This is a genomic window from Acinetobacter sp. I-MWF, from assembly GCF_025433935.1.
GTDB classification, from domain to species: domain Bacteria; phylum Pseudomonadota; class Gammaproteobacteria; order Pseudomonadales; family Moraxellaceae; genus Acinetobacter; species Acinetobacter guillouiae.
This window is the reverse complement of sequence record NZ_JAMBAR010000001.1, coordinates 646681-672518: the sequence shown is the minus strand read 5'-3', so window position 1 is coordinate 672518 and position 25838 is coordinate 646681. Positions and strand designations below refer to the sequence as shown.

21 protein-coding genes and 1 tRNA gene are annotated in these 25838 nt (G+C 36.6%); 12 read left to right on the top strand and 10 right to left on the bottom strand.

The genetic code is table 11. From position 1 onward, the window contains the following. The first annotated feature begins 121 nt into the window (after positions 1-121). The 4 genes from M2R48_RS03270 (at position 122) to M2R48_RS03255 (ending at position 4091) form a co-directional block, all read left to right on the top strand. Positions 122-886, top strand: coding sequence for a DUF4184 family protein (locus M2R48_RS03270; RefSeq protein ID WP_262085083.1), 765 nt, complete (start codon positions 122-124; stop codon positions 884-886). A 190-nt stretch (positions 887-1076) separates the two neighbouring features. Beyond that, complete coding sequence (gene aspS, locus M2R48_RS03265) at positions 1077-2861, top strand: aspartate--tRNA ligase (RefSeq protein ID WP_004819069.1); 1785 nt, start codon at positions 1077-1079, stop codon at positions 2859-2861. Between the two features lie 137 nt (positions 2862-2998). Beyond that, positions 2999-3217: a hypothetical protein gene (locus tag M2R48_RS03260; protein ID WP_004723114.1), complete on the top strand. Its 219-nt coding sequence runs from the start codon at positions 2999-3001 to the stop codon at positions 3215-3217. A gap of 10 nt (positions 3218-3227) precedes the next feature. Further along, a complete protein-coding gene (locus tag M2R48_RS03255) occupies positions 3228-4091 on the top strand; it encodes a lysophospholipid acyltransferase family protein (RefSeq protein WP_262085082.1) in 864 nt (287 codons plus the stop codon). A 55-nt stretch (positions 4092-4146) separates the two neighbouring features. On the opposite strand, the gene M2R48_RS03250 is transcribed toward M2R48_RS03255, so the two are convergent. Then, positions 4147-4953 (bottom strand): glycosyltransferase family 25 protein, encoded by an 807-nt coding sequence (locus M2R48_RS03250; RefSeq protein ID WP_262085081.1) that lies wholly within the window; start codon positions 4951-4953, stop codon positions 4147-4149. Between the two features lie 141 nt (positions 4954-5094). Between M2R48_RS03250 and M2R48_RS03245 the strand changes: the two genes are divergently transcribed. The 3 genes from M2R48_RS03245 to M2R48_RS03235 are packed head-to-tail and all read left to right on the top strand — an operon-like array spanning position 5095 to position 8941. Continuing rightward, on the top strand, positions 5095-6000 hold the full coding sequence (locus M2R48_RS03245) for a glycosyltransferase (protein ID WP_262085080.1): 906 nt from the start codon (positions 5095-5097) through the stop codon (positions 5998-6000). 53 nt (positions 6001-6053) lie between these two features. Further along, on the top strand, positions 6054-6971 hold the full coding sequence (locus M2R48_RS03240; RefSeq protein ID WP_410004152.1) for a lipopolysaccharide biosynthesis protein: 918 nt from the start codon (positions 6054-6056) through the stop codon (positions 6969-6971). A 38-nt stretch (positions 6972-7009) separates the two neighbouring features. Next, positions 7010-8941, top strand: coding sequence for an acyltransferase family protein (locus M2R48_RS03235; RefSeq protein WP_262085079.1), 1932 nt, complete (start codon positions 7010-7012; stop codon positions 8939-8941). Between the two features lie 98 nt (positions 8942-9039). On the opposite strand, the gene M2R48_RS03230 is transcribed toward M2R48_RS03235, so the two are convergent. The 4 genes from M2R48_RS03230 to M2R48_RS03215 form a co-directional block, all read right to left on the bottom strand. After that, positions 9040-9951, bottom strand: a complete 912-nt coding sequence (locus M2R48_RS03230; protein WP_262085078.1) for a glycosyltransferase family 32 protein — start codon at positions 9949-9951, stop codon at positions 9040-9042. Between the two features lie 97 nt (positions 9952-10048). Next, a complete protein-coding gene (locus M2R48_RS03225) occupies positions 10049-10807 on the bottom strand; it encodes a glycosyltransferase family 25 protein (RefSeq protein ID WP_262085077.1) in 759 nt (252 codons plus the stop codon). Between the two features lie 10 nt (positions 10808-10817). Next, positions 10818-11804: a stealth family protein gene (locus M2R48_RS03220; RefSeq protein ID WP_262085075.1), complete on the bottom strand. Its 987-nt coding sequence runs from the start codon at positions 11802-11804 to the stop codon at positions 10818-10820. Between the two features lie 38 nt (positions 11805-11842). Beyond that, entirely contained in the window at positions 11843-12610 is a 768-nt protein-coding gene (locus M2R48_RS03215) for a hypothetical protein (RefSeq protein WP_004723130.1), read from the bottom strand. A 236-nt stretch (positions 12611-12846) separates the two neighbouring features. On the opposite strand from M2R48_RS03215, the gene M2R48_RS03210 reads away from it, so the two are divergent. Both M2R48_RS03210 and M2R48_RS03205 read left to right on the top strand, forming a co-directional pair. Further along, the gene (locus M2R48_RS03210) at positions 12847-14016 is read left to right on the top strand and encodes a nucleotide sugar dehydrogenase (protein WP_262085074.1); all 1170 of its coding nucleotides are present in this window, start codon (positions 12847-12849) and stop codon (positions 14014-14016) included. After that, entirely contained in the window at positions 14013-15035 is a 1023-nt protein-coding gene (locus M2R48_RS03205) for an NAD-dependent epimerase (protein ID WP_262085073.1), read from the top strand. Before M2R48_RS03210 ends, M2R48_RS03205 begins: the two co-directional genes overlap by 4 nt. Positions 15036-15151: 116 nt before the next feature. Here the strand turns inward: M2R48_RS03205 and M2R48_RS03200 are convergent, their stop codons facing one another. The 5 genes from M2R48_RS03200 to M2R48_RS03180 all read right to left on the bottom strand — a co-directional run bounded on the left by M2R48_RS03200 (position 15152) and on the right by M2R48_RS03180 (position 22324). Continuing rightward, complete coding sequence (locus M2R48_RS03200; protein ID WP_004723137.1) at positions 15152-16078, bottom strand: branched-chain amino acid transaminase; 927 nt, start codon at positions 16076-16078, stop codon at positions 15152-15154. 26 nt (positions 16079-16104) lie between these two features. Continuing rightward, positions 16105-18855 (bottom strand): bifunctional [glutamate--ammonia ligase]-adenylyl-L-tyrosine phosphorylase/[glutamate--ammonia-ligase] adenylyltransferase, encoded by a 2751-nt coding sequence (gene glnE / locus M2R48_RS03195; protein ID WP_262085072.1) that lies wholly within the window; start codon positions 18853-18855, stop codon positions 16105-16107. 138 nt (positions 18856-18993) lie between these two features. Then, positions 18994-20271 carry a sensor histidine kinase gene (locus M2R48_RS03190; RefSeq protein ID WP_262085070.1) on the bottom strand — a complete coding sequence of 426 codons (1278 nt, stop codon included), beginning with the start codon at positions 20269-20271 and terminating at the stop codon, positions 18994-18996. 451 nt (positions 20272-20722) lie between these two features. Beyond that, on the bottom strand, positions 20723-21703 hold the full coding sequence (locus M2R48_RS03185) for an aspartyl/asparaginyl beta-hydroxylase domain-containing protein (protein ID WP_262085069.1): 981 nt from the start codon (positions 21701-21703) through the stop codon (positions 20723-20725). Between the two features lie 534 nt (positions 21704-22237). Then, positions 22238-22324 (bottom strand) — tRNA-Leu (locus tag M2R48_RS03180). 184 nt (positions 22325-22508) lie between these two features. Here M2R48_RS03180 and queA point away from each other — a divergent pair. From queA to M2R48_RS03165, 3 genes are all read left to right on the top strand, one after another. Then, entirely contained in the window at positions 22509-23546 is a 1038-nt protein-coding gene (gene queA, locus M2R48_RS03175) for a tRNA preQ1(34) S-adenosylmethionine ribosyltransferase-isomerase QueA (RefSeq protein ID WP_262087435.1), read from the top strand. 147 nt (positions 23547-23693) lie between these two features. Beyond that, complete coding sequence (locus M2R48_RS03170) at positions 23694-24716, top strand: PRA1 family protein (RefSeq protein WP_262085068.1); 1023 nt, start codon at positions 23694-23696, stop codon at positions 24714-24716. A gap of 88 nt (positions 24717-24804) precedes the next feature. Then, positions 24805-25830 carry a hypothetical protein gene (locus M2R48_RS03165; RefSeq protein ID WP_096733038.1) on the top strand — a complete coding sequence of 342 codons (1026 nt, stop codon included), beginning with the start codon at positions 24805-24807 and terminating at the stop codon, positions 25828-25830. Positions 25831-25838: the final 8 nt, after the last annotated feature.

The following is a 25838-nucleotide window of genomic DNA, read 5'->3' as shown; positions in this document are numbered from 1 at the left end:
TCAATATTTTTGAATAATGTTATATTATAACATTTCAATATTTTTGCAATAAAAAACATTTGCACTTTGGCTTTTTATATAGAATCAGCTCAAAACCATTGCTTAACTTTTTAATATTCTAATGCCCTTTACACTTTCACATGCTGTTTTAGCACCACCTTTGTCCAAACTTTCAGGAAATCGCTTGCCGATTGCAGCACTCGCGATTGGCACAATGACACCAGATTTGTATAGAGTGTTGGTTAAAACTGAAATTTATTTAAATCATCAGTTTAAAGGAATCATCTATCCAGATTTATTGGTGGGATTACTGTTCTGCTTACTTTGGTATAGCTTATATCGCCCATTATTATTTAAGTTTTTAGGCATTCAAAAACCATTAAACATCGTTTCATTTTCAACTTTTTTTAAATTTCTAATTTGGACGATATTGGCGATTATCTTAGGTACAGCAACCCATATTATTTGGGATGGTTTAACTCATTTAGATTTTCGAACTTTCGCTTTTAAAGCGTTTTTAGCGCAACCCGTCAGTATGTTTGATCGTATTTATCCGATGCATAAAGTCCTACAAATCGGCTGTTCTGCTGCTGCTTTACCGTTTTTAATATGGATGGGCTTGCATTACTTTTTTAAATATAGAGCCAGTCAAATACGAAATCCTAAAGTAAATTTTTTCTGTATAAGTTTATTTGTAACTGCGTTTTTTAGTGGTTGCTTGTATTATGTTTATATTGCCAAAAGTACAGGCTTCGTTCCTCAAGACACTGACCTATATGTACTGATTGGCTTCTTTATGAAAGCCTTTACCCAAGGTTCAATCCTTTGTTTTACTTTAGGTTGCCTATTGTTTCATTATTTAAATTATAAAAAATATCTTAAATAATGCTCTATTTGCCGATTGAGTCACTGAAAGTTTTTAGAAATTAGCTTAAATTTATTTGGCTATACAGTAGTTTTTGCCCCAAGTCCTTGTGACTCACCGCTCAAAGAGGCATAATCTCACATTACATTTTTAGGCGATGCGCTGTTTACGTACTCGCTTCCTTAACCCATATAGTTGGATTTTTAACGCTATGATGCGAACTCATTATTGCGGTTCTTTAACCGAAGCTCAAATTGACCAGACTGTAACGCTTTGCGGCTGGGTACATCGTCGCCGTGACCACGGTGGGGTGATTTTCCTTGATATGCGTGATCGTGATGGTCTCGTTCAAGTCGTCATCGATCCAGATACTCCTGAAGCATTTGCAACTGCGGATAAAGCACGTTCAGAATATGTATTAAAAATTGTAGGACGTGTACGTCGTCGCTATGAAGGCACAGAAAATGCCAATATGGTGAGCGGTCAAATCGAAGTTTTAGGTAAAGAAATCGAAGTTCTTGCTGCATCTGAAACTCCACCATTCCCATTGAATGATGAAAATGCCAATATTTCTGAAGAAATCCGTCTGAAATATCGTTTCCTTGATATTCGTCGTCCAGAAATGATTGATCGTTTACGTTTCCGTTCTAAAGTAACGACGTTAATTCGTAACTACTTAGATGAACATGGTTTCTTGGATGTTGAAACACCAATTTTGACACGTGCAACACCTGAAGGTGCACGTGACTATTTAGTACCTAGCCGTGTTTCAAATGGTAGCTTTTACGCGCTTCCGCAATCACCACAATTGTTTAAACAATTGTTGATGGTTGGTGGTGTAGACCGTTATTACCAAATCGCAAAATGTTTCCGTGATGAAGATTTACGTGCAGATCGTCAACCAGAATTCACTCAAATCGACATCGAAACATCGTTCTTAAACGATGACGATATTATGGATTTGATGGAAGGTATGACCGTTAAGATGTTCAATGAACTTCTTGGTGTGAAATTCGACAAATTCCAACGTATGACTTATGCAGACGCTATGCGTGATTATGCATCTGACAAACCAGACTTACGTATTCCTTTGAAACTTGTAGACGTTGCCGACATGATGCAAGACGTTGAGTTCAAAGTATTTGCAGGTCCAGCAAAAGATCCTAAAGGTCGTATTGTTGCACTTCGTGTACCTGGTGCAGGTTCACTGCCACGTAGCCAAATCGATGAATACACTAAATTCGTTGGAATTTATGGCGCGAAAGGCTTGGCTTATATTAAAGTCAATGAACTTGAAAAAGGTATCGAAGGTCTTCAATCACCTATCGTTAAATTCATCGAACCAATCGTGCTTGATTTGTTAAAGCGCGTTGGTGCTGAAAATGGTGACATCGTATTCTTTGGTGCAGATAAGGCCAAAGTTGTAAATGATGCAATGGGTGCTTTACGTATCAAGATCGGTCATGACATGAACATGTCAACAACCGAGTGGGCGCCACTTTGGGTCGTTGACTTCCCAATGTTCGAAGAAACTGATGATGGTAAATGGACGTCTGTTCACCACCCATTCACACTTCCAAAATCAAGCGTTGAAGAAGTGAAAAGCAATCCTGGCGCAGCACTTTCTGTTGCTTACGATATGGTATTGAATGGTACTGAAATCGGTGGTGGTTCATTGCGTATCTACACTTTAGAAATGCAAAAAGCAATTTTTGAAGCTTTAGGTATTGGCGAAGAAGAAGCTGAAGAAAAATTCAGTTTCTTATTAAATGCTTTAAAATTCGGTGCGCCTCCTCATGGTGGTTTAGCATTTGGTTTAGACCGTTTAGTGATGTTGATGACAGGCTCATCATCTATCCGTGATGTGATTGCTTTCCCAAAAACTAAAACTGCTGAGTGTCCACTAACTCAAGCACCTGCACCAGTTGAACCAAATCAATTGCGTGACTTAGGTATTCGTTTACGCGAAAAACCGAAAGCGGAAGAAGCTAAATAATTTTTGGCGGTTGCGTCGAAAACCCTGCGCTATGCAGGGTTTTCTGTTTTCGTATGTATTTTATTTCGATAGGTTCTAATTGAGATAAGTTCTCATAAATGGCATACTATCGCTGTTAACTTTTGAGGTGAAAACCTATGGCTATGCGACCTAATGTGCTTCGTCATACAATTATTATCATTGTATTTTCAGTGGTTCAATGGGGATTTATGCGTTATATCCTAAGCCATCAGTTGTTTAATTTAGATACTTATCAGCGTATTTTATATTTCAGCATGAGCAGTTTTATTGCTGGTTTCTTTATTATTTCAGCGCTGATTTACTTGGTGTTGAAAGGCAATGCTGACCGCGACTAATATTAATTAAATGTATAAGCTACTTAAAACTTTCTCTCGATTACCTCTAGCGATGATACAAAGTATTGCCAGAGGTGTCGGGAATTTATTGTTTATGAGTAATTCTTCAGCAAAACGCACCACTGAATTGAATTTAACTGCGGCATATCCTGAGCTTGATGAACAACAACGTAATCAACTAATTAAAGCCAGTTTAAAAAGTCAATGTATGACTTATGCAGAGTCAATTAAAGTTTGGGGATCTTCTCCAGAGTTCGCCTTAGCACAAATTAAACAGGTCTATAATGCTGAGATTTTTCTCAATGCCTTGAAGAATCCCAATGGTTGTATTGGTGTAGTCCCTCATTTTGGAGCGTGGGAACTCATGAATGCGTGGATCAATCAACATACTCATCCCGTTATCATGTATAAGCCGAGTCGAAATAAAGACTTAGATCGATTTATGCTAGAGTCTCGCCAACGCTTAAATGCAACATTGGTACCCACTGATGATACTGGTGTACGTGCCTTATTTAAACATTTAAAACAAGGTGGGTTTACCGCTATCCTTCCCGACCATATTCCCAAAGAGTCTGGAGGTATTTATTCTGACTTTTATGGGCAAAAAGCATTTTCTTCAACTTTGCTTTCGAAGCTTGCAGCAAAAACCCAATGTTCAGTCGTGGGTTTAACCTGTGTCCGTCGCCCTGATTTCTCAGGTTTTGATTTACATTTTACTGCACTATCTCAAGATATTAATTCTAAAGACTTACAACTCTCAGTTGATACATTGAATAAAGAGATGGAGCGAATGATTAATATCGCTCCTGAACAGTATTTATGGGGTTATAAACGATTTAGGAAGTTAGAGGGTGGCAGGAACTTGTATAAATAAGCAAATTCCTTCCTAGCAATCAACACTTCAAAACATATATCTAAAGCATTAACGTTCAACGAAATTTTATTTTCACGGTCCGAATACCTTGTCTAAACTTTGCCAGTTTAATCATCATTTTTTGAATTTGCCTAACAATTCGTGAACATTCTTTTTTCAATTTAGCGCTAAATTTCAATTTTTCCTTTTTCAAATACTTCCCTTTTCTAATATTCCTAACTTCTTCCAAGGCACTTGGGAACTGTGTATTACCATTCGTCAATATCATATCCTGAATACACAATGCGGGGCTAAGCTGATACACGGCAAGCTCTGGACACTCTCTAAACAAAAAATGATCCACTGGGATTAATACTTTCGATTCAACAATAAAATTCAGCAATTTTTTTGCTACATCTTGCGATATGATATATCCGCCACATCCCATATGTGCTTCACGTAATAACAATAGTTTACGGGCATCGGGAGCCGAAAGATTATGTTGTTTTAACGCCACCCCAATTTTTTTATAAAAGATTTCTAATTTGATTACTGAACATTCTTTTGGAATCCATACATCATCCAATAAAAAATCTTTTGCATGATCACCTAAATAAATATCATCTTCAAATATTACAATATAATCGAGCTGCTCATCTATTGCTTTCTTCCACAACAGCATGTGGCTTAGTAAGCAACCGACTTCGTTCTGGTGTAAAGCAGTTGTATACCCGACCAGACCAAGTTTAGATGTCGCCATATCTATATTTGCAGGCGTGATCGCATCAAAAAATTCAAAATCTACTTCTTGTTTTTCAAATTCAGCAATAATATGCTTACGGCGCTCTTGAGCAGTTGATAAACTAATGACAACTTTTTTCATAAAAACTCTTACAACAATTACTTATAAATTTAATTTTGAGATCGACCTACGATAAAGATTAATGTTCATTTAAATTAATCGCATTTAGCGATATACTATATGGCACCACTCTAATAAATGTGATTTTAGGGGCTATAAATAATGATTAGTGAAAACATTAAAATTTTTGTAGGTTGTGATCCAAATAACTGTGACCTTGAACAACTCATGGTATTAGAACATAGTGTTCGTAAACATACACAGCATAATGTTGAATTTATTTGGATGCAACTTAGTCATGACATAAATAGTCCATGGTATAGCGATCAAGAAACAGGTAAAGGATGGTCTACAGAAAAATGGGCAACCCCTTTTTCTGGTTTCCGTTGGGCAATACCTGAGTTATGTGATTTCACAGGTCGTGCAATTTATATGGATGCAGATGTCGTCGTGCTCTGTGATATTGCAGAACTTTGGTCACATCCTATGAATAATGATGCAATTGTTATTGCTAAAGGCGGAAAAAGTACAGCGCGTTTATGTACTTGTGTATGGGATTGTGAGAAAGCCAAACAATACCTGCCACCACTTAATGAAATCCGTACCAATCCAGACAGTCATAAAAATTTAATGCGTCTTATCAAAGACAAGCCTCAATTGGTTGAACCTTATCAAGATTCTTATAACAATATTGATGGTGAAGACTTAGCTATCGAACAAATCAAAGTATTACACTACTCAGACATGGGAACTCAATTTAGCCATAAATATGCAATTCCACGTCTTGCCGAAGTGAATCAAAAACATTGGTTTGATGGCAAAATAATGCCTCATCCTCGCCAAGATTTGATTGAATTATTTGATCAATATTATGCAGAAGCGCTGGAACTTGGTTATAAACCTGAAAATTATTTAATTGAACCTTTTGGAACTTTTTCAAAAGCAACTCAAATTAACTACCAAGGGAATAAAGTGACTCGCCCAGATCAAGAAACCAATTGGTTGAGCAAGCAAATCCGAAAAATTAAAGCTAAATTTAAAAAGCCTACATTTACGTTAGATGGATAAATTGTCGAATAGACAATTTTCCATCTTCACTCATTTTCTCATTACGACACTATATGAACCATAAAACACCAAAATCGATTCAATTATTCTTTTCAAATTTTGTTTTAAGAAATATCTATAAATTTATTTATAAACATAGCCATCCTAAAACACATCGACATAATCGCAAATACTGGCCTTATTATTCTGTCAAAAGAAATGAACTTGGTGGAATTGATCAGGTGTATTTTCGTAAGAAGCTCATTGCTGACAATTCCGTTATGCCAACACGCACTTGTAAAAAAAGCATGCTGGTTGCAACTGGTCCTTCCGTTCAGAAATGCCCCGAAGATGTTTTTAAAAGACAAGATATAGATTATATTGGAATTAATGGTTCAATATCATTGGACTACGTTCATTTTAAATATTATGTCATTATTGACTTCAATTTTACTAAAAATCGTTTTGACTTAGTGCTTAAAGTACTCCAAAGCCAATGTACTTTTTTCACCACCCATCGCTGTCTTGACATAATTCTAAGAAGAATCAGTCCTGACCAAATAAAATGTCAGATCAAAATTATTGAAACGATTACTGAAGGAATCGTTGAGCGATTTTTAGGTCCACGTATCGCCATTGATCCCCATCAAGACTATTTTTATCTAGAGGGTGGTAAAGGGTTTTCCTTGCATATTCGTGACTCCCTTTTTGATTATTTCACAGTATCCTATGTCGCTTTACAAATTATTTATTCTCTGTCTTATGAAGAAATTTATTTGGCAGGTTTAGATATGAATAACTTTAATCAGCCACGTTTTTATGAAAAAAGTAGCAATAAGCAACCGACGATGCTCGACCAATATTTAACTGAAATATTTCCAGCATTTGAGGCCGCCTCTCACTTTTTAAACAAGCAGAATATTAAAGTTTACAATCTTTCACTGAAAAGTGCGATAGAGTCTTTTGAGAAATTAGATCCAAAGCTTTTATAACGCTTTGGATTCACCTTAGCTCTTAATTTGTCTTCAATATGCAAACCAAAACTTTTCGTGATGATATCAACGGGCTTCGCGCCTATGCTGTAATACTTGTTGTTCTGTTCCATTTCGGCGTTTCAGGATTTTCTGCTGGATTCTTAGGCGTCGATGTTTTCTTTGTCATTTCTGGTTATCTAATGACAAAGATTATTATTGAGAACCTTGAAAAAAATAGCTTTTCTTTTATAAATTTTTATTTAGCACGAATCACACGAATTTTTCCTGCACTTTTCTTTGTCGTCTTAATCATGACAATTTGTGGATGGTTTTTTTTCATCCCAGAAGACTTCAAGCTATTTGCTAAAGATGCAAAATATAGTCTAAGTTTTTTATCCAATGACCTATATTATCGTCAAGCAGGCGATTATTTTGCTGTAAGCTCTCATGATAAAGCCTTACTTCATACCTGGTCTTTATCAGTAGAATGGCAATTTTATATATTATTTCCTATTCTTGTTTATTTATATTTTAAAATTATTCAAAATAAAAAATTCTTAGGGATATTTTTAATCTTATTATGTATTTCATCTTTAAGCTTTTCGATTTATATCTCATCTAAAGATTCTATCTATGCCTTTTTTAAGCTCACCTCTCGTGCTTGGGAGTTGCTTGCTGGTGGCTTGGCTTACTACTATTTTAGAACATATACGCCTACTCAACCGATAAAGCATTGTCTTGAAATTATTGGTTTTGCAAGTATTGCACTAAGTTTAGTTCTATTTGGTCAAGATACAATATGGCCAAGCTATAATGCATTAGTTCCTGTGGTTGGAACGATGCTTATTCTTATTGCCAACCAACAAAATTCAATCTTTACCAAATTTAAATTGATTCAAAATATAGGTAGTGCTTCGTACTCCATTTATTTATGGCATTGGCCTGTTGCCTTCTTACTCGGATATTTTTTCTTTGAAAAAAATTTAGTCAATATTAGTTTAGCGATTCTAATTTCTTTTATTTTAGGTTGGTTAAGTTATAAATATATTGAAAGTTCAAGAAAATATTTAGTCAATATTAAGGTATATTACTGTTATTTACTATTCTTTATCATTCTTATCTCTTCGTCTATGCTCTATTCATACATCAATAAGGATGGTTTAAAGAATCGTGCAGATTCACTGTATTTACAACACAATGAAAAGCTAGAAATGCCAAAAGTTTCCAATGGCTGGTGTTTTTATAACATTAAAGATGATCATAGTTTGAAGGTGGGGCAACAGGGACTTGAATGTCATATCGGATCGAAGCAAGCAGATGCTCAACCCGTGCTTTTATTTGGTGATTCTTTTGCTGGTCATAATATTCCCTTCTGGCATTATTTAGGGAAAGAACTCAACTTAAATATCCACGCAATTACTACCAATTGGTGTTATCCAAGTACAGATAAACAATTTACCGGGGATAAAAACTCTACTGCCTATCAGCAATGTATGCTGAACAGAGACCACTTAAAAAACAATATAAATCAATATAATGCATTAATTTTTGCAGGTCGCTGGTCCGATATTGTACAACAACATCAAGAACAGAGCTTTGAGAATTTGCTAAAACTCGCCAATCAATCTCATAAGAAAGTTATTGTGATGTCTGAACCTTATGCTTTTGACGCAAACATTAGCATTTTATACAAACGATCATTGTGGTTACATCGAAATTTCAATCTTAATGGTTATTTCGATAATGTTAAAGCTAAACAGCAAAAAACCGCATCGCGCCTCATTACAGACATGACCCAACGCTATCCAAATACGTTATTGCTCACACAAACTGATTTGTTTAAACCAAATCATATGGCAAAAGAAAGTATTCCCTATTCTTTGGATGGCCGCCATTTATCTGTTTTTGGTTCATTGTCATCTGAAGAGTACTTTACCCAACAAGCTAAATATAAAGTACTTAAACAGTTTTTATCTAAGCAGGAATAGTTAATTTTTATGTTGGGAAAATTCTAATCTAACTAAGCTTTGATTTCCTAGATAAGATCAAAGCTTAGTTTTCAAACATGATTAAATAAACTTTAAAGTTAAAAATCAATAAAGGAGCCTTTAAAATACATTCCTTTATCATAATATTGACATAAATAATTACGCTCTTTTCCCGCAAGTTTTATTAACTTAGGATATTCTTCCGCTGGATAATTAATTGCCATATCAATCAAAATCTTTTCTTTTACCCAGCGATTTTTCACTTGGTAGTAAAATGCATTTTCATCACAATCAATCAAAGTAATACTTGGAAAAGATCGTCTTAGTACTTTTTGACATGCAACATAGGCGACTAAATATTCAAGATTACTAATTCTTTGAAAAAAATCTTTGCTATTTTTTTCTGTATTTCGAATATTTTGTACATAACTTTTAGGCGTTTGCTGAATTGCTAAATATAATTCATCATACCAATGTTTAAAGAAAACATTATTTTTAACACTTGCCAATAGCCAATTTTCCAATACAGGATAATCGATATTTGTGGTATTTTTTTTTCGATAATAAGAAAAACATTCTGTCTGATTTTTTTGCATCAGTTCAGGAATCCAGTCCAAATTATCATAAACAATAATACTGGCATCCAACCAAATCCCACCGTGCTGGTATAATAGATCAAATCTGAGTAAATCAGCCTTTTGTTGAGGTGTTGCATCCTTCAATAAGGAGAAATCAATATCGCTGTACTCACTTACATTTTCTGGATTAAGTACATATACATGATAAGACGGGTTTTTTTCTTGAATATTTTGAACACACTTCTCTACAAACTCAGGAAAATTACCTTCCCAATATATCCATATTTTTTTTGGCAATTCGATAGAGCTAGCAACAGGATTAAAAACCAGTTGTCCTGCATAGTTATCAATTTTTTTATTGGTATGTCTAATTTTGTAATAGTACATCATATGAAATTTAGCTAAATAAAATAGTTTTTTAAAAATTTTCATATAATAAATCCACAACGTTTACCTAAAGCAATCCCAATAAAAATACATTTTACACAGTATATTTAACTAACAATTATCCACTTACATCTTAATACAATTAAAAATAAAGATGTTTAAATGCATACATCCGATCACGCCACATACGTTTTTGCTTCTTAAAACCATAAGAGTGATCACGATTTTCTTTCTCTTTACGAGATATTCCTTGTGTTGCAACTGTACCTAAAATATCGCTATCTAGACCTGCTGGACGAACAAAAGCAGGCCAAACACCCAATCCTTTCCCATTCTTACTCAGCCAAGTTTGGAAAAAGATATCAACAGGCATGGCAATTGTTTTGCCTTGCGCAATAAATGCTTCAGCACCTTTGCGTGACCAGATTAAGCCCAAACCACGAATAGGAAAATAATAAGCATGCCACAATGAATAGTCACCTAACTGAGTAATATCTTTGGCTAACTTTTTCTTCTTTGCCGCTAAATTCACCAAATACCAATCTAGCGCTTGATGGCGATCTAAATAAGCTAAAACTTGATCTATAGATTGTTTGAAATCAGCTGTAATTTTCATATCATCTTCTAAGACAACAAGATAATCCGCATCACTTGCTAAAAATTTCTGAGCGCAGCGATAATGACTGAGATAACAACCCAGTTCTGAATTGAGTAAACGTCTTCCTAAAGTTTGCTGCGTCAACGCATCATCATAATCCTGAAAAGATGACAGTTCTTTGCCGCGGCCATCATAAGCAGAAAAACGCTCAAACTCCCAGTTTACCGCCTGTAACTGTTCTGTTGCGCGAGCAAGCCGCTCATCACTACCATCTAAATTGATCAGATATGTTTTAACTTTCATGATTGGCTTCCTACGATAAAGCTTTGGCTGAAATCACTGATTTAGGCAAATAATCATATAATTTATCGATCATTTTACGACGTACCTGTGCAGCATTCTCAGAATTCAGTTGATCTAAACTTTGGATACAACCATATTTAATATTGTCTTGATTCAATGCTTCTACAAACGCAGCTAAGCTTTCAGCATTTTTCAAATAAGCCAAAGCTAAATCAGGCTTTAAAACAGCTTCATTTTTTTGAATCTTTAAATGATTCATCAATGAAATCGGATTTAATTGTTCGACACTTCTAAATTTATATTTAATCTGTGTTTCTAGTAGATCTGGATGATGCAATAAGTATTCACTTAAAATTTTACGATCGACACAGTGTGGATAATGATGGATTTCAAAAAATTCTTTAAATCCTAAAATATCAGCACCCAGCATTTGTGCTATCACATGACCGGGTTGAATCGGTTTATTAAAATTACGATTTAAAAATTGACGATATTTCAGCTTGGTCTTGTAACTAAAGCAACTTTTCCAGTGTCCATAGGTGACGATTTTATCGCTCTCAAGAAAATCTTCAATTTGAGCGGGTGAATTAAAAAAGAAGTCATCATTTAAGTAGATAAAATAATCTGAAAGCCCGTTGATATTCCATAACATGCTTTCAATTGACCGGGTATTAAACGTGGGTAGAAATTGCGTATAACCGGCAAAAATCTCACGATGATCAACAACACGAATTTTATTTGCATCACAAAGACCTTGCGCTACAAATTCATTTAAAAATTCAGGCTGCTGATTATCTGTAACAATGAAAATATGACGGCAAAAAGGCACATACTTCAATATAGATGCAATGTTGTAATAGATCTCATCATTACTGGCAAAACGTGTATCGCTCACAGCATCTGAGGCATCACCACCTGTGAGGTATTGCTGACGTTTACGTTTTAACTCAACATCATTGCCATCGACCCAAGCAATCACGATATCAAGGTTTTGCATCTATATTGTTCTCAAATGTTCTAATCATCTAAATAAAATTATTGCCAAGCGTCTTTAATCCAGTCTGAAGGCAACACATAGCGGTACCATTTACCTCCACCGCCAGTCACGGCATCAGGTGGATTAATTTCCCCATGGAAAATAATAATTTTGGCATCTTGTGGCTTGACTGGTGGCTTAAAATAAGCAAGTGGTAACTTTTGCAAACAATGGTATTTATAACTCTTACACCAATCTTTTGGCCAGTAGCTGAGTTTTTGCTGCTGGTCGACATACCAAGACAGATATTCTTGTTCATTTCGAAATTTATGACTAATTTCTTTAAAGTTTTCACGAAAATAAGGCAAGATGTCAGGAAAAGTACCCAACTTAAAACGATAAACTGAACTATTGCCAGTCACACGCCAAGGACGTTTCCAGTCGTGAATAATGAGGAATTCACCCGGATAGCTAAAGAAGTCATCAATGTTGTCTACAATGACCACATCAAGATCTAAAAATAATAAATTGCCTTTTAAACCATATAAGTCAGGTTCAAAAGTTGATAACTTATTCCATCCACGTTCAGGACTTCCTTCAGGCAATGCTAACGGCGGAATTGGAAAGCATTGAACCTCTGGATTAATACCTTCTGTACGGTCAGTCAAACACACCATTTGGAAATCAATTGTGGTATGTCGTTTGACCATGTTATATAGGCGATTGACATAATCAGCACCATATTTGCTGCCCCACTTCATACACAAAACGATATTCTGTTCTGATTCAACTAAATTCGACTGTAAATTTGATTCATTGACCTGCATGCATCAATCTTCCACCTGAGCAATCCCCATATCATACCATTACCGTCGCCAAGTTACTGTATTCGATTGCATATGCTGAACAATTTGTTTCACGAGAATATGCTATGATGCGCTAACAATTTACATTGAGCATAGTCATTTTTTAATTGTTCGATATTTTATTGAACAATCTTTGAATGAACGCTCTGTGAAATTGAATACAACTTTTGCAAGCACATTTTCTATATTAGGTTTTTATGAAAATAGCAGTCGCTGGAACAGGTTACGTTGGCTTATCCAATTCAATGATATTTGCACAACATCATGAAGTTGTTGCAGTAGATATTTTAGAATCTAAGGTTAACTTGCTCAACAATAAAATATCGCCCATTCAAGATGCAGATATTTCATTATTTTTAAAAGAAAAATCATTAAATTTTACAGCCACGACAAATTACCAAGCCGCTTATCGCAATGCGGATTTTGTGATTATTGCGACCCCAACGGATTACGACACTAAAACCAATTATTTTAATACGCAAAGTGTCGAAAGCGTGGTCCAGCAAGTCTTAGAGGTCAACCCCAATGCAGTGATGGTGATTAAATCAACTGTCCCTGTCGGCTTTACCAAGGGCTTAAAAGAAAAACTCCACACTGAAAATATTATCTTTTCTCCAGAATTTTTACGTGAAGGAAAAGCATTGCATGACAATTTGTACCCTTCCCGTATTATTGTTGGAGAAAAATCTGACCGGGCAAAACTGTTTGCTGACTTATTGATCGAAGGGGCCATCAAAAAGGACAGCCCTGTTTTATTTACCGACGCAACTGAAGCTGAAGCAATTAAGTTATTTGCCAATACCTATCTCGCTATGCGCGTTGCCTATTTCAATGAACTGGATACCTATGCGCAAATTTTTGGTTTAGATACTCATCAAATTATTGATGGTGTTTGTCTAGATCAACGTATTGGTAATCACTATAACAATCCATCATTTGGTTATGGCGGCTATTGTCTACCGAAAGACACCAAACAACTTTTAGCCAACTATAATCACGTTCCAAGTAATTTGATTCAAGCCATTGTTGACTCAAACAGTACGCGTAAAGACTTTATCGCAGACTCGGTGATTGCACGTAATCCCAATAAAGTTGGTATTTATCGCCTAGTGATGAAAAGTGGTTCAGATAATTTTAGAGCGTCGGCAATCCAAGGTGTGATGAAACGCATCAAAGCCAAGGGAATTGAAGTGATTGTCTATGAACCAACTTTACAAGAAGATGAGTTCTTTAAGTCCAAAGTCGTCAATGATTTAGAACAATTTAAACAGCAAAGTGACGTGATTATTGCCAATCGGGTCTCTAATGACTTAAGTGATGTATTAGATAAAGTCTATACACGAGATATTTTCGGAGCAGATGAATGAAAGTCCTCGTCACAGGTGCAGCAGGTTTTATTGGCTTCAATGTTGCAAAAAAACTTTTAGAGCGTGGTGATGATGTTGTCGGCTTTGACAATATGAATGATTACTATGATCCCGCATTAAAACAAGCCCGATTAGCAGTTCTTAGGGATACAGCAGCACAAACCCAGCAAACGTTCACTTTTATTCATGCCAACCTTGCTGATAAAGCAATTGTTGATCAATGTTTTCAAGATCATCAATTTGATCGGGTGATTCATTTGGCTGCACAAGCTGGTGTCCGTTACTCATTAGAAAATCCATTGAGCTATGTCGAAAGTAATTTAATTGGCTTTACCAATATTATTGAAGCATGCCGTTATGCCAAAACGCCACATTTAACCTATGCCAGTACCAGTAGTGTTTATGGTGCGAATACCACCATGCCATTTAGTGAAAAACATGGCGTTAACCATCCTGTACAGTTCTATGCGGCAACCAAACGTGCCAATGAACTCATGGCGCACAGTTATAGCCATCTTTTCAATCTACCGACAACAGGCTTACGCTTTTTTACTGTCTATGGTCCTTGGGGACGCCCAGACATGGCTTTGTTTAAGTTCACCAAGAACATTATTGAAAACAAGTCTATTCCTGTGTTTAATCACGGCAACCATACCCGCGACTTCACTTTTATTTCAGATATTGTGGAAGGTGTGATTCGTTCAAGTGATCAAATTGCGCAGCCTGATCCAAATTGGGATAGCAAAAATCCTGATCCATCGACCAGTTATGCGCCTTTCCGTATTTTCAATATCGGCAATAACAATCCAGTAAAATTGATTGAATATATTCATGCTATTGAAAAAGCCTTAGGCAAAGAAGCAATTTTAGAATTACTTCCATTACAACCGGGCGATGTGCCGGATACTTTTGCGGATAGTAGTGCTTTAGAACAGATGGTCGGATACAAACCATCGATATCTGTTGACGATGGTGTTAAGCAATTCGTAGATTGGTATCGAGATTTTTATCAGGTTTAATCAATAGTATTGTTCAGTTTAAAGCTTAATTTTAACATTTGAATTTTTCTTTCAATACTCAAATCTAAGCACAAAAAAAGGATTCCTCTAGGAATCCTTTTTTAGCATTCAGCCACTTATTTTACATAAGTCAGCCAATGTGCATATTTTGGATCTTTACCTTGAACAGCATCAAAGAATGCTTTTTGAATCTTCTCAGTAATCGGACCACGTGCACCTGAACCAATTTCACGATCATCATATTCACGGATCGGCGTCACTTCAGCAGCAGTCCCAGTAAAGAATGCTTCATCACCAATATAAAATTCATCACGGGTAATACGACGTTCAACAACTTCAATACCCATATCTTTCGCAATGGTGATAATCGTTTGACGCGTAATCCCATCCAATGCACCGCCAGCAATATCTGGTGTATGTAATACACCATCTTTGACTAAGAATACATTTTCACCTGAACCTTGGCATACATACCCTTGAGGGTCCATAAGCATTGCTTCATCATAACCAGAATGTGCCACTTCTTGGTGTGCAAGAATAGACAAAGTATAGTTACCTGAAGCCTTGGCTTTACACATGGTCACGTTAGGGTGATGATGGGTAAATGATGAGGTTTTAACACGAATACCTTTCGCCATTGCTTCATCGCCAAGGTAAGCACCCCAGCTCCATGCAGCAACTGTCGCATGAATGGTATTATCAGTTGCAGCGATACCTAATTTTTCCGAACCAATGAAAATAATTGGGCGTAAATAGCATGACGCCAATTTATTTTCACGGACAACATCAATTTGAGCTTGTTCAAGAGTTGCTTGATCAAATGGAACTTTCATTTGATAAATTTTTGCAGAATTTAACAAACGTTTTGTATGGTCTTGGAGACGGAAAATCGCAGTACCGTTAGGTGTTTCATAAGCACGGACACCCTCAAAAACACCCATACTATAATGTAATGTATGAGTTAAGACGTGAATTTTAGCTTCACGCCAATCAACCATTTGTCCATCTTGCCAAATAAAACCATCACGATCAGCCAAATTCATGGCGCACACTCCAAATTTTTACACAATTATTCACTTTCCAAAGCGAAACTCGCTGTTGGATCAATTAATCTTTGCCATAACTTGCAAACGACCTCTCGGGTATCGTGCCAATCCGCAGCACTCACTTGCATATTATGATTTGCAAGTGCCAAACGGTGGCTCTCGGCGCGTTCACTGAGATAAGCTTGAATCAATGCGGATACATCGTCGCTGGATAAGCAACCTGCCTTTGCGGCATCTTCAAGGATTCGTACGTTGTCGGAATAATGGGCGAGATCAGGATTCGTCCCACTCCAGGCTAATACGACATACTGTGCCATAAATTCGATGTCAACGATACCACCTGCATCCTGTTTTAGATGAAAAATTCCATCTTTTTTCTGATCTTTTGAGGAACCCAAATGATCTTTCATCTTCTGACGCATGTTCAAGACTTCTTTGCGAACTGTCTCTTCTTCTCTCGGTAATGTGAGAACCCTGCAACGTAATTCTTCAAATTTTGCTCTTAGGCTTTGCTCACCCGCAATTGAGCGTGCGCGAACAATTGCTTGATGCTCCCACAACCAGGCACTTTTGAGTTGATACTGTTCAAATGCTTTTAAACTGGTGACCAATAAGCCTGCTTCACCAGAGGGGCGCAAACGGGTATCAATTTCATAGACTCGACCATCTAAAGTTTGTGTGGTCATCAGAGACATAAACTTCTGCGCAACACGCATGGCAAATTCAAAACCACTAATGGCCTTTTGACCATCGGTATCTGCTTGCTCATCCATATAATGAATAAAAACCAGATCAAGGTCTGAACCATAGCCCAGTTCAATGCCCCCTACTTTGCCATAACCAATCACAGCATAGGCCATATGGTCTAATGAACAACGTAGGCCTTCTGCATCAACAGGATAACCATGACGCTTGGCAACCGTCTGATAAGCCAAATTTAATGTCGCAATCACAGAAACTTCTGCAATATCCGTTAAAGCATCCGAAACTTTCATCAACGGGCTTTCTGCTAGTACATCGCTTGCGGCAACAGTAAGCACATTGGATTTTTTAAATAAGCGCAATACTCGCATTTGATCTTCAACTTGATCGATTTCAATGCGTAATAATTGCTGACGGAGCGAATCTTCCAAATAATCTCGTCGAGGCAGTTCAAAATCCATGGATAAAAACTCATCCAGCAGAACTGGATAATGTGTCAATTCCTCACAAATCCATGGACTGACTGTGGCCATTTTGACCAAACGTTGCAGCGCCCCTTTGCTTTCAATCAGCATCACCAAATATACAGTACGGCGCATTACAGATTCGACCAACGGCATCAATCGCATTAAAGCCACTTGCGGACTATTCGACTGTAAAACTGCTTCAACCAAATGCGGCCAAAATTCTTTTAAACGCTGTACAGCTTTAGCAGGCAGTTTCTTGATTGCATGACCATACCAAAACTCATGAATCAGATTTTGAGCATTACTGTCTAAGATTTCATTGAGCTGGCTTTCCAACTGACTAAAGCTTTCAATTGGAGAATCTAGCCCTTTTTCTTTAATCAAATGCTCAAATTGAAAAGTTACTTTGCTGCGCTTTTGGTTGAGAAAATCAATAAAAGCATCCCAATCATCAAAACCCAAGGTATCAATTATTCGCTGACGAAGTTCAGGTTCTGTCGGTAAAGATTGTGTTTGCTGGTCATTCAAGGCTTGAATAGCGTGCTCTACACGTCGTAAGAATAGATAGGCATCTTCAAGATCCTCAACGGATTGATGATCGAGTAATCCAGCCTCACCCAAATGTTTTAGGCTAACAAGGCATTGGCGGTCTTGTAACTCTAATTTTGCTCCGCCATAAATCAGCTGAAAAACCTGCACAATAAATTCAACTTCACGAATACCACCAGCACCCAGCTTAATATCATCTGCAATGTTACGCCGAGCCACCTCTCGTTCAATCATGGCTTTCATTTCACGCATGGCTTCAAAAGCGGTGTAATCTACATATTTACGAAAAACGAATGGGCGGGTCATGTCCAATAAACTATCACCGTCTTGTCCACCTGTGATAATACGTGCCTTAATCCATGCATAACGTTCCCACTCTCGCCCATGCTGACTTAAATATTTTTCTAAAGCCACATGACTTATTGCCAGTGCTGAACCATCCCCCCAAGGACGTAAACGCATATCCACACGGAATACAAAACCATCTGCAGTAATATGATCCAATAAATAGATCAGTTTTTGCCCCCACAAGATGCAAAATTGCTGTACATCAATACACTTACGACCATTACTTTCACCTTGTTCATCAAAGGCAAAAATCAGGTCAATATCACTAGATAAGTTCAGCTCTTGTGCCCCAAGCTTGCCCATCCCAATGACGATCAAATCTTGAAGCTTGCCGTTATACCCCATCGGTTCGCCATGTTTTGCCAGCAAAGGAATTCGGGCAAAATCTTTTGCTGCAACGATACAGGCATCTGCAAAATCAGACAGTTCTCGTGTTAACTTCACCACATTGGTCAGTTGGTTGGCATCTTGCCAAATCCAACGAAACATTAAGCGTGCACGAAGAATACGTAAGACTTTCATCCATGTATTTTCATCTTGAATATTGACTAAATGATCGTAAACGAGTTGTTGAATTTGTGCTGTACTGAGCGATTGTTGAAATTGATCAATTGCATAATCATGTTCTAAAGTGGCTTGATGTAGACTTAATACTTGTTCTGCATACTGACTTGCATGTAATGTTTTTTGCAATTGCTCAATGTTCATTGAAAAGCCTGTACTTATGTTTTATCAGCTTATTTATAGCAGTTTGCTTTACATTTAGGGAGGTTTTTGTACTTTTCTTAAAAAACAAAGCTCAAAAAACCACCACCTTCAATCAATATAAATTGTTCAAACATAAAATTATGAAATTTTTATTTTATCTTGCTTGATTTCAGGACAGACCAAAGTTTGATGGGTGTTTTTTGCAGCGGGTAACGCAACAATAAAAGTCGTTCCCTCACCTGTTTTAGAGCTTACAGAGATTTTTCCATGATTGAGATCCACAAATCGTTTACATAGAACCAGCCCTAAACCTGTTCCTCGCTCCCCAATGGTACCTTTTATACTGGCTTTGATCTGTGGTTCAAATAGTTGCTCAATTTGCGACTGTGTCATTCCCAAACCAGTATCATGAATAATAATTTCTATATTTTTCCCTACGGGGTGCGCAACAATGGAAACTTTTCCAGAACCATCAGTACGGGTAAATTTTAAGGCATTTGAAACCAAATTTTGAATTACCGAGGTCACCATATTCATATCAGCAAAAACACTTAAATCCTCAGCAACATTTTCAATCAGTTGTATATTTTTATTTACTGCCAAAGGCTTAAGCACATCGTAAACGATTTTTGTGGTCTGTTTTAATTTAAAATTAATCGGGTGATAAACAAAGCGTCCACCTTCTGCCATCGCCCAATTGAGCAAATTTTCAAGTAGGGAATAAGTCGATTGCAAGGTATCATGTAGATAGTCTGCAATATCCTGTATACCGTCATCACTCAATGTTTCTCGTTCATTTGCTAAAACATCCGAGAAGCCAATTAACCCATGAAACGGCGCACGTAAATCATGTGCAATGACTTGGAAAAACTTGGTCTTACTAAAATTTAAAGCACGTTCTTGTTCATATAGCTCATAATAATCTTGAGATTCAGATTTACGCGCTAAAATCGTCACCAAACCTGAGCTAAGTTCTTCTAATAAAGCCTGCTGTTTGCTTGTAAATCTTGTATCTTTATCATCATAAAAATAAACATGTGCAATAGAATCATCATCTTCTAACTTAAAGTCATAGCACAATAAGCGTTGGTGTTTTATTCCAATTTCAGCCATGTATTGCGAGAATTTTTCATAATTTTTATGGGTTTCTGAAACGATGAGCTGATTGCCAAAATACGGCGATAAACTTAGTTTATGCGGAACTGACGCGGCTTTGAAATCACCGTCTTCATTTGCAACCCAAATATAAGGCTCATTATGAAAAGTAAAAAAAGCATTTTCTACATTGAGAACGGCACGCGCTACACGTAAATAGCGTTCAATTTTATTATTTGAGGTATAGACCCCTAAAATCAGCGATAGTCGACAAGCACTGAGCTGTTCGGTCTGATGAGCTTCTAAGAATTCTAATTTCATGTTTACCTCATTTGCACTTTCAGTTAACACGTTAGCTATTTAAATCGCCCACTTTTAAATATCAATTGCTTCCAAACACATCAAAACTTAAGACAGATTGCAAAACACAGCTTTGGAAGAGCACTTACAAATGTTCACATAAAACAATATAACAGCAATACAATCAAATAAAAACAATGGGGTGAAAATTTCGATAAATTTCACATTTTTTTCAATATGAGCAATCAGTTAGAGCCTTATATATTTTTATGATTTGAATAGAAAAAACGAAGCATTTTATAAAAGCCAATGGTTTAAAACATGGTGATCAAATCAATAAATCAGATATCAACCTATTGGCGTCTATAGCCAAGCTTAAGGATGTAGAAGCCGCTGTAAAATACACAATAGTAAAATTCGGCATCAACCAGAGCAAGGATATACCTTAAATGAGTGAGAAAATACGTTATTTTTAATTCATTAAAAAGAGCATTTCAAATAAATAAACCACACCATACAAGATCATAAAAATCAGAGATAGCAGCGTTAAATTTAAAATGAATTTGAGTATTTTATACGTCTTGAAATGCTTTTCACGAAATTGTATTGAATACTGTCTAAATGGCGCAAAAAATTTAAAAATCGCACTATACACCCCTCTTTTATCTTCAGGCGTGTTTGGAACAACTGTACCTTTGACAAGAATACGATAAGCACTGTTAAAAATTCGTCCAAATATGTTCATCGGACGATCAACATCACACATCAGAATTAAACGCGCTGAATTAGCTGTGTTATATGCAAAATGTGGATAGGTTTCATCAAAGACAAAATCTTTACCATCAAACCAAGTACTGGTTTGCCCATCAATATTAATTTGGCAATTTTCAGCGTTAGGTGTCAGCAAACCGAGATGGTATCTAAAACTACTACCAATAGGATCAGCGTGTAAACTCAGTTCAGAATCTGCTGGTAACAGTGAAAACATGGCACCGCGAATAGCAGGGACTTGATTAAGTAATGCCAATGTCTTGGGACATAATCTTTGCGCAGAAACATGCGTTGTTCCATACCATTTTAAGTAAAATTTACTCCAACCACGTTTGTAAAAAGTGCGAAAACCAACATCATAATAACCGTCTGCTCCAGGTGTCTTGATCACTTCAAACACACCCGATGACACTAATGCTATTGCCTCATCTCTAATAATTGTCCAATTGGCTCTAAGTACTTCAATATTTTCCAAAAAATCAGCATCTAATATTGGCTTTTTTGCAAAGCTGCGTGTCGTCATATAAAGAACACAATTAAATGGTGCAAATATTGGCCAGCTTTTTCTTAAATATTGTGAAAGTGACTCATAACGTGCTTTTCCTCGCCAACGGTATACATAAGTCATGGCTGCTATCGAATACACGATTAAACCAATGATGATCATAATACTTAGATTCATTATAATTTTACTCCGATTATGATTTCTGTATCTCCATGGTGTGTCCTTGATTTTCCTTAAATAAAACCAATCTTCTTTACTGGATAAGCCGCACTGAGATCATTTAGTTATTTTTCAAAATAGCGGGAAAAATAAAATATTTTCAAATTATTTAAAACACTTTTAACTATAACTAATTAATTTTCCTATAGGCAAGAAATATGTACACCTTTGGTTAAGTTTTAAATGATTGAAATTAAAAATTTTAACTGTCATTGTTAAATGATCAGGTACTATTTATCGCATACTGATATTTATTATAAAAATGCGTCATTAAAGAGGGATCGAAGGAACACTAGAAATTACGTAATTTTAATTAAACATCGAAACCATCATTTAAATGCCAATCTATTAATTGATCCATAGTGATCAGAATCAGTTTTTTCTTTTTAAGCATTCGCGTTCTTATTTCATTTCTTAGTTTTTGATAGCACTAATTTCAGGCAATAAAAAAGCCCTCAAGTCTAAATATGCTTGAAGGCTTTCCATAATATATGGTCCCGAGGGTCGGACTCGAACCGACACGTCATCGCTGACAGTGGATTTTGAGTCCACCGCGTCTACCAATTTCACCACCTCGGGAGAGGTTGTGTGCGTATAATAGCGCGTTTCATTTTCTTGTCAACGACAAGTTTTCACATTTGTTTAATTTTAAGGCATATTTGGTTTTTTTGGATTATAAAACATCAATTTCAGCCATTAATTTGAAAAACGACTATACTAGCGGCAGTTTTTAAATCCCAAATGTCAGTTTTTCTTCCTCATGATGCAACTCTCCGATTTTAATTTCGAACTTCCCGACGAACTCATTGCGCGCTACCCACTTGAAACACGTAGCGCTTCTCGCCTTTTACATCTCAATGCAGATGGTTCATACCAAGATCTTCACTTCACCGATGTTTTTGATTTATTCAATGAAGGTGATTTATTGGTACTCAATGATACCAAAGTGATGAAAGCACGTTTAAAAGGTAAACGCGCCTCTGGTGGTGCTATTGAAGTTTTGGTTGAACGTATTTTTGATCAGACCATTGCACATTGTCATATCAAAGCCAGTAATTCGCCTAAAGCACGTGCTGAGTTATTTATTGGCAAAGATGAAGTTAAAGTGACGGTAACAGGGCGTCATGAAAACTTATTTGTGGTGGAATTTTCTCAGCCTATTTTGCAAGTTTTAGATTTATACGGACAATTGCCTATTCCGCCTTACTTTAACCGTGAAGCAGAAGCCATTGACACAGAACGTTATCAAACCGTGTTTAACGATCCAACCAAATTGGCCAGCGTAGCAGCACCGACAGCAAGTTTGCACTTTGACCAAGCCCTATTAGAAAAATTAGAGCAAAAAGGCGTAAATAAAGCGTTTGTAACCTTGCATGTGGGTGCTGGAACATTTTTACCCGTACGTACAGATCAGATCGAAAATCATATCATGCATAGTGAATGGTGTGATGTGCCTGAAGCAACCGCAAAATTGATTCAAGAAACCAAAGCACGTGGCAACAAAGTGATTGCCGTTGGAACAACAGCAACACGCGCTTTAGAAAGTGCAGCACAAGCATCTGGCGGAAAAATTGCCGCGTGGACAGGCGATACACAAATCTTTATCTATCCAGGGTATCAATTCTGTGTGGTTGATCGCTTGATCACCAACTTTCATTTACCAGAATCTACCTTGTTAATGTTGGTATCTGCATTATCCAACCGTGACAATATTATGAACGCATATCAACATGCTGTTGCAAGCAAATATCGTTTCTTTAGTTATGGCGATGCAATGTTGATTGAAAACGCAAATGGCTAAGGTCTAACTAAGCGCAATGTATTTAAAAATTATTGCTTAGTCAGCATACCAATATGCAAAGTGTGGTTTAAACACCACACTTTGCATTCAAAATCATTTTTTCGTTACAATCAGGCATCTAAGCACTTGCTACAATAATGAATAAAGATGAATGATTTACTCACAAAAATTCAAAATGCCTTTAGTCAACAACACGCCAACAATGGCAAGACTCAGCACAATATCCATGCGATCAATCAGTTACTCTCGTCAAATCAGGATTTTGAACAGATCATTGCAAGTTTAAAGAATTGGCAAGATGATCCGAGTCTGTCTATTCAAAATTATACGTTTTGGCTTTTTATCGCGATCGCGATTGGTTTATTTATACTGGCTATTTTTACCCACCCGATACTCTTACTGGTTGCGGGTGCGAGTGTGGCTTTTGCTTTCTATAAGCGCACTTCGACAAAAGCACTCAATCAATTGGTTGAAGATGCTCATCAAAAGAACCTAGAAGCAAAATATCAAATTCGCTTCTATCCCAATGCCTTCGATGAAAATATTGAGTCTCCCTATAATTTCCCATTATTTGGTTTAGGGGATCATGAAAATACGATTGGTCATTGCATTTATGGCGCTTGGCAGGTCAACGGCATCAACTACCCATATATGCTGTTTAATTATCATTATGTGGATGAAGTCGAAACGCGTGATTCAGAAGGCAAAAAAAAGACTGAATATCGTCATTATGATTTATGGGGGATCATTCTAGAAAACTTCCCTGCTCAAGGTATCAGTATTTCATCTAAACAAAATCGAGCCTGCCGTCTTGGGGTAAAATGGTCGAGTGGGGATATTCGTTTCGACAATCAGTACCAATTAAGTGGTACAAATGAAATGCAACTTGCCAAATTTTTCACACCAAATCATGTATTAATGCTTGATCAAGCCATGGCTTATTTTAAAGGTGATTTTTATGTTCAAGCCCAGCGCCCTTCTTTGTGCTGGCTGTTTAAAACAGATATTACCAAAGCGCAGATGCAAGTCGATAAAGTTCAAACTGTCTATGATTTGGCTGCACAACTTGAAAGTATGAACATGCCTGATTATGAGCAGCTTAAAGATTCACTGATCACGATTCTACAAGAAGTCCAGCCTCATTATGGGACAAATAAAGTTGAAAAATAAACAATTTACTTTGTCGATACAATAATTTATCGCATACTGATCAATCTGGAATTCGAACTTTAATAAACTTCAATCATGATTATTTGCTATGCCTATAGAAACCGTTGAGCGATTACTTCACCTACGCACAAGAAAAAATAAACATGTGATGCGCAATATCGCTCGGCTTTGGGAAATTGGACAACAGGCTCAATCTGCACAAGATATTTTAGATGGCTTACATCCGTGGGGAGAATGTAGAGAGTTATTTTTTCATAACCTCATCCCCAGACTGCTGTTTATGATTGGGGTACTGACTGCAATTTTTGGTTGGCTGATTCATCACTATATTCCCTACCCACTGAGTCTATTAGCAGCCTTGTTATGCTGTTTTGCTGCTTATTTAATTTATGAGCAAAGCGATCCAATTGATGAAGTCATCAATTTTTTAGAACAGCGCATGATGTTTCTCCGCTACGAATTAGATTTTAATAAAACCCCAAGTCATATCTCCACAACAAGCAATAGCTTTTTGGTCATGAGTAAGTTAAAACAAAGTTTTCCGTTGTTTTCGCAAGGCAATGTGTTGAATGAGATTGAACAATTTGCATCCACCAAATGGTTTGATGGTGAACAAGAACATCATGTGATGTTATTTCAGTATCATTATGTCGATGAGTTTTCACTGCCCAATACCCAGGGTGAAAAACAGATAATTAAGGAAACTCATAAAAACCAATGGGGTGCTTTTATTTTTCAATTGCCCGCCCTCGGCTTTGCCGCCAGTAATAAACATCATGAATTTATTCCGCCCTATACCCAAATATGGAAAACTGCGGATATTCTGGTCAGTCAAAATTTATATATTTTTGGCTATGATCAACATCAACTTGCCCGTACCATTAGTCCAAGTATCACCTTAAAATTAAGTGATTTTTTTCAACACTATTCAGGTGATATTGTTTATCATTTTGAAGAAAATATGCTGTGCTATATGGGAGATCAAGATCTCTTTCGCATTCGCCGTAAAAAACAAAAGCTTCAGGATATTTCAGCACTTCGTGGACATTTAAGAACATTAACCATGCCTGAATATGAAAAATTTAAACAGTGCATGCTAAACTTGATTTCATAAATCAAAAG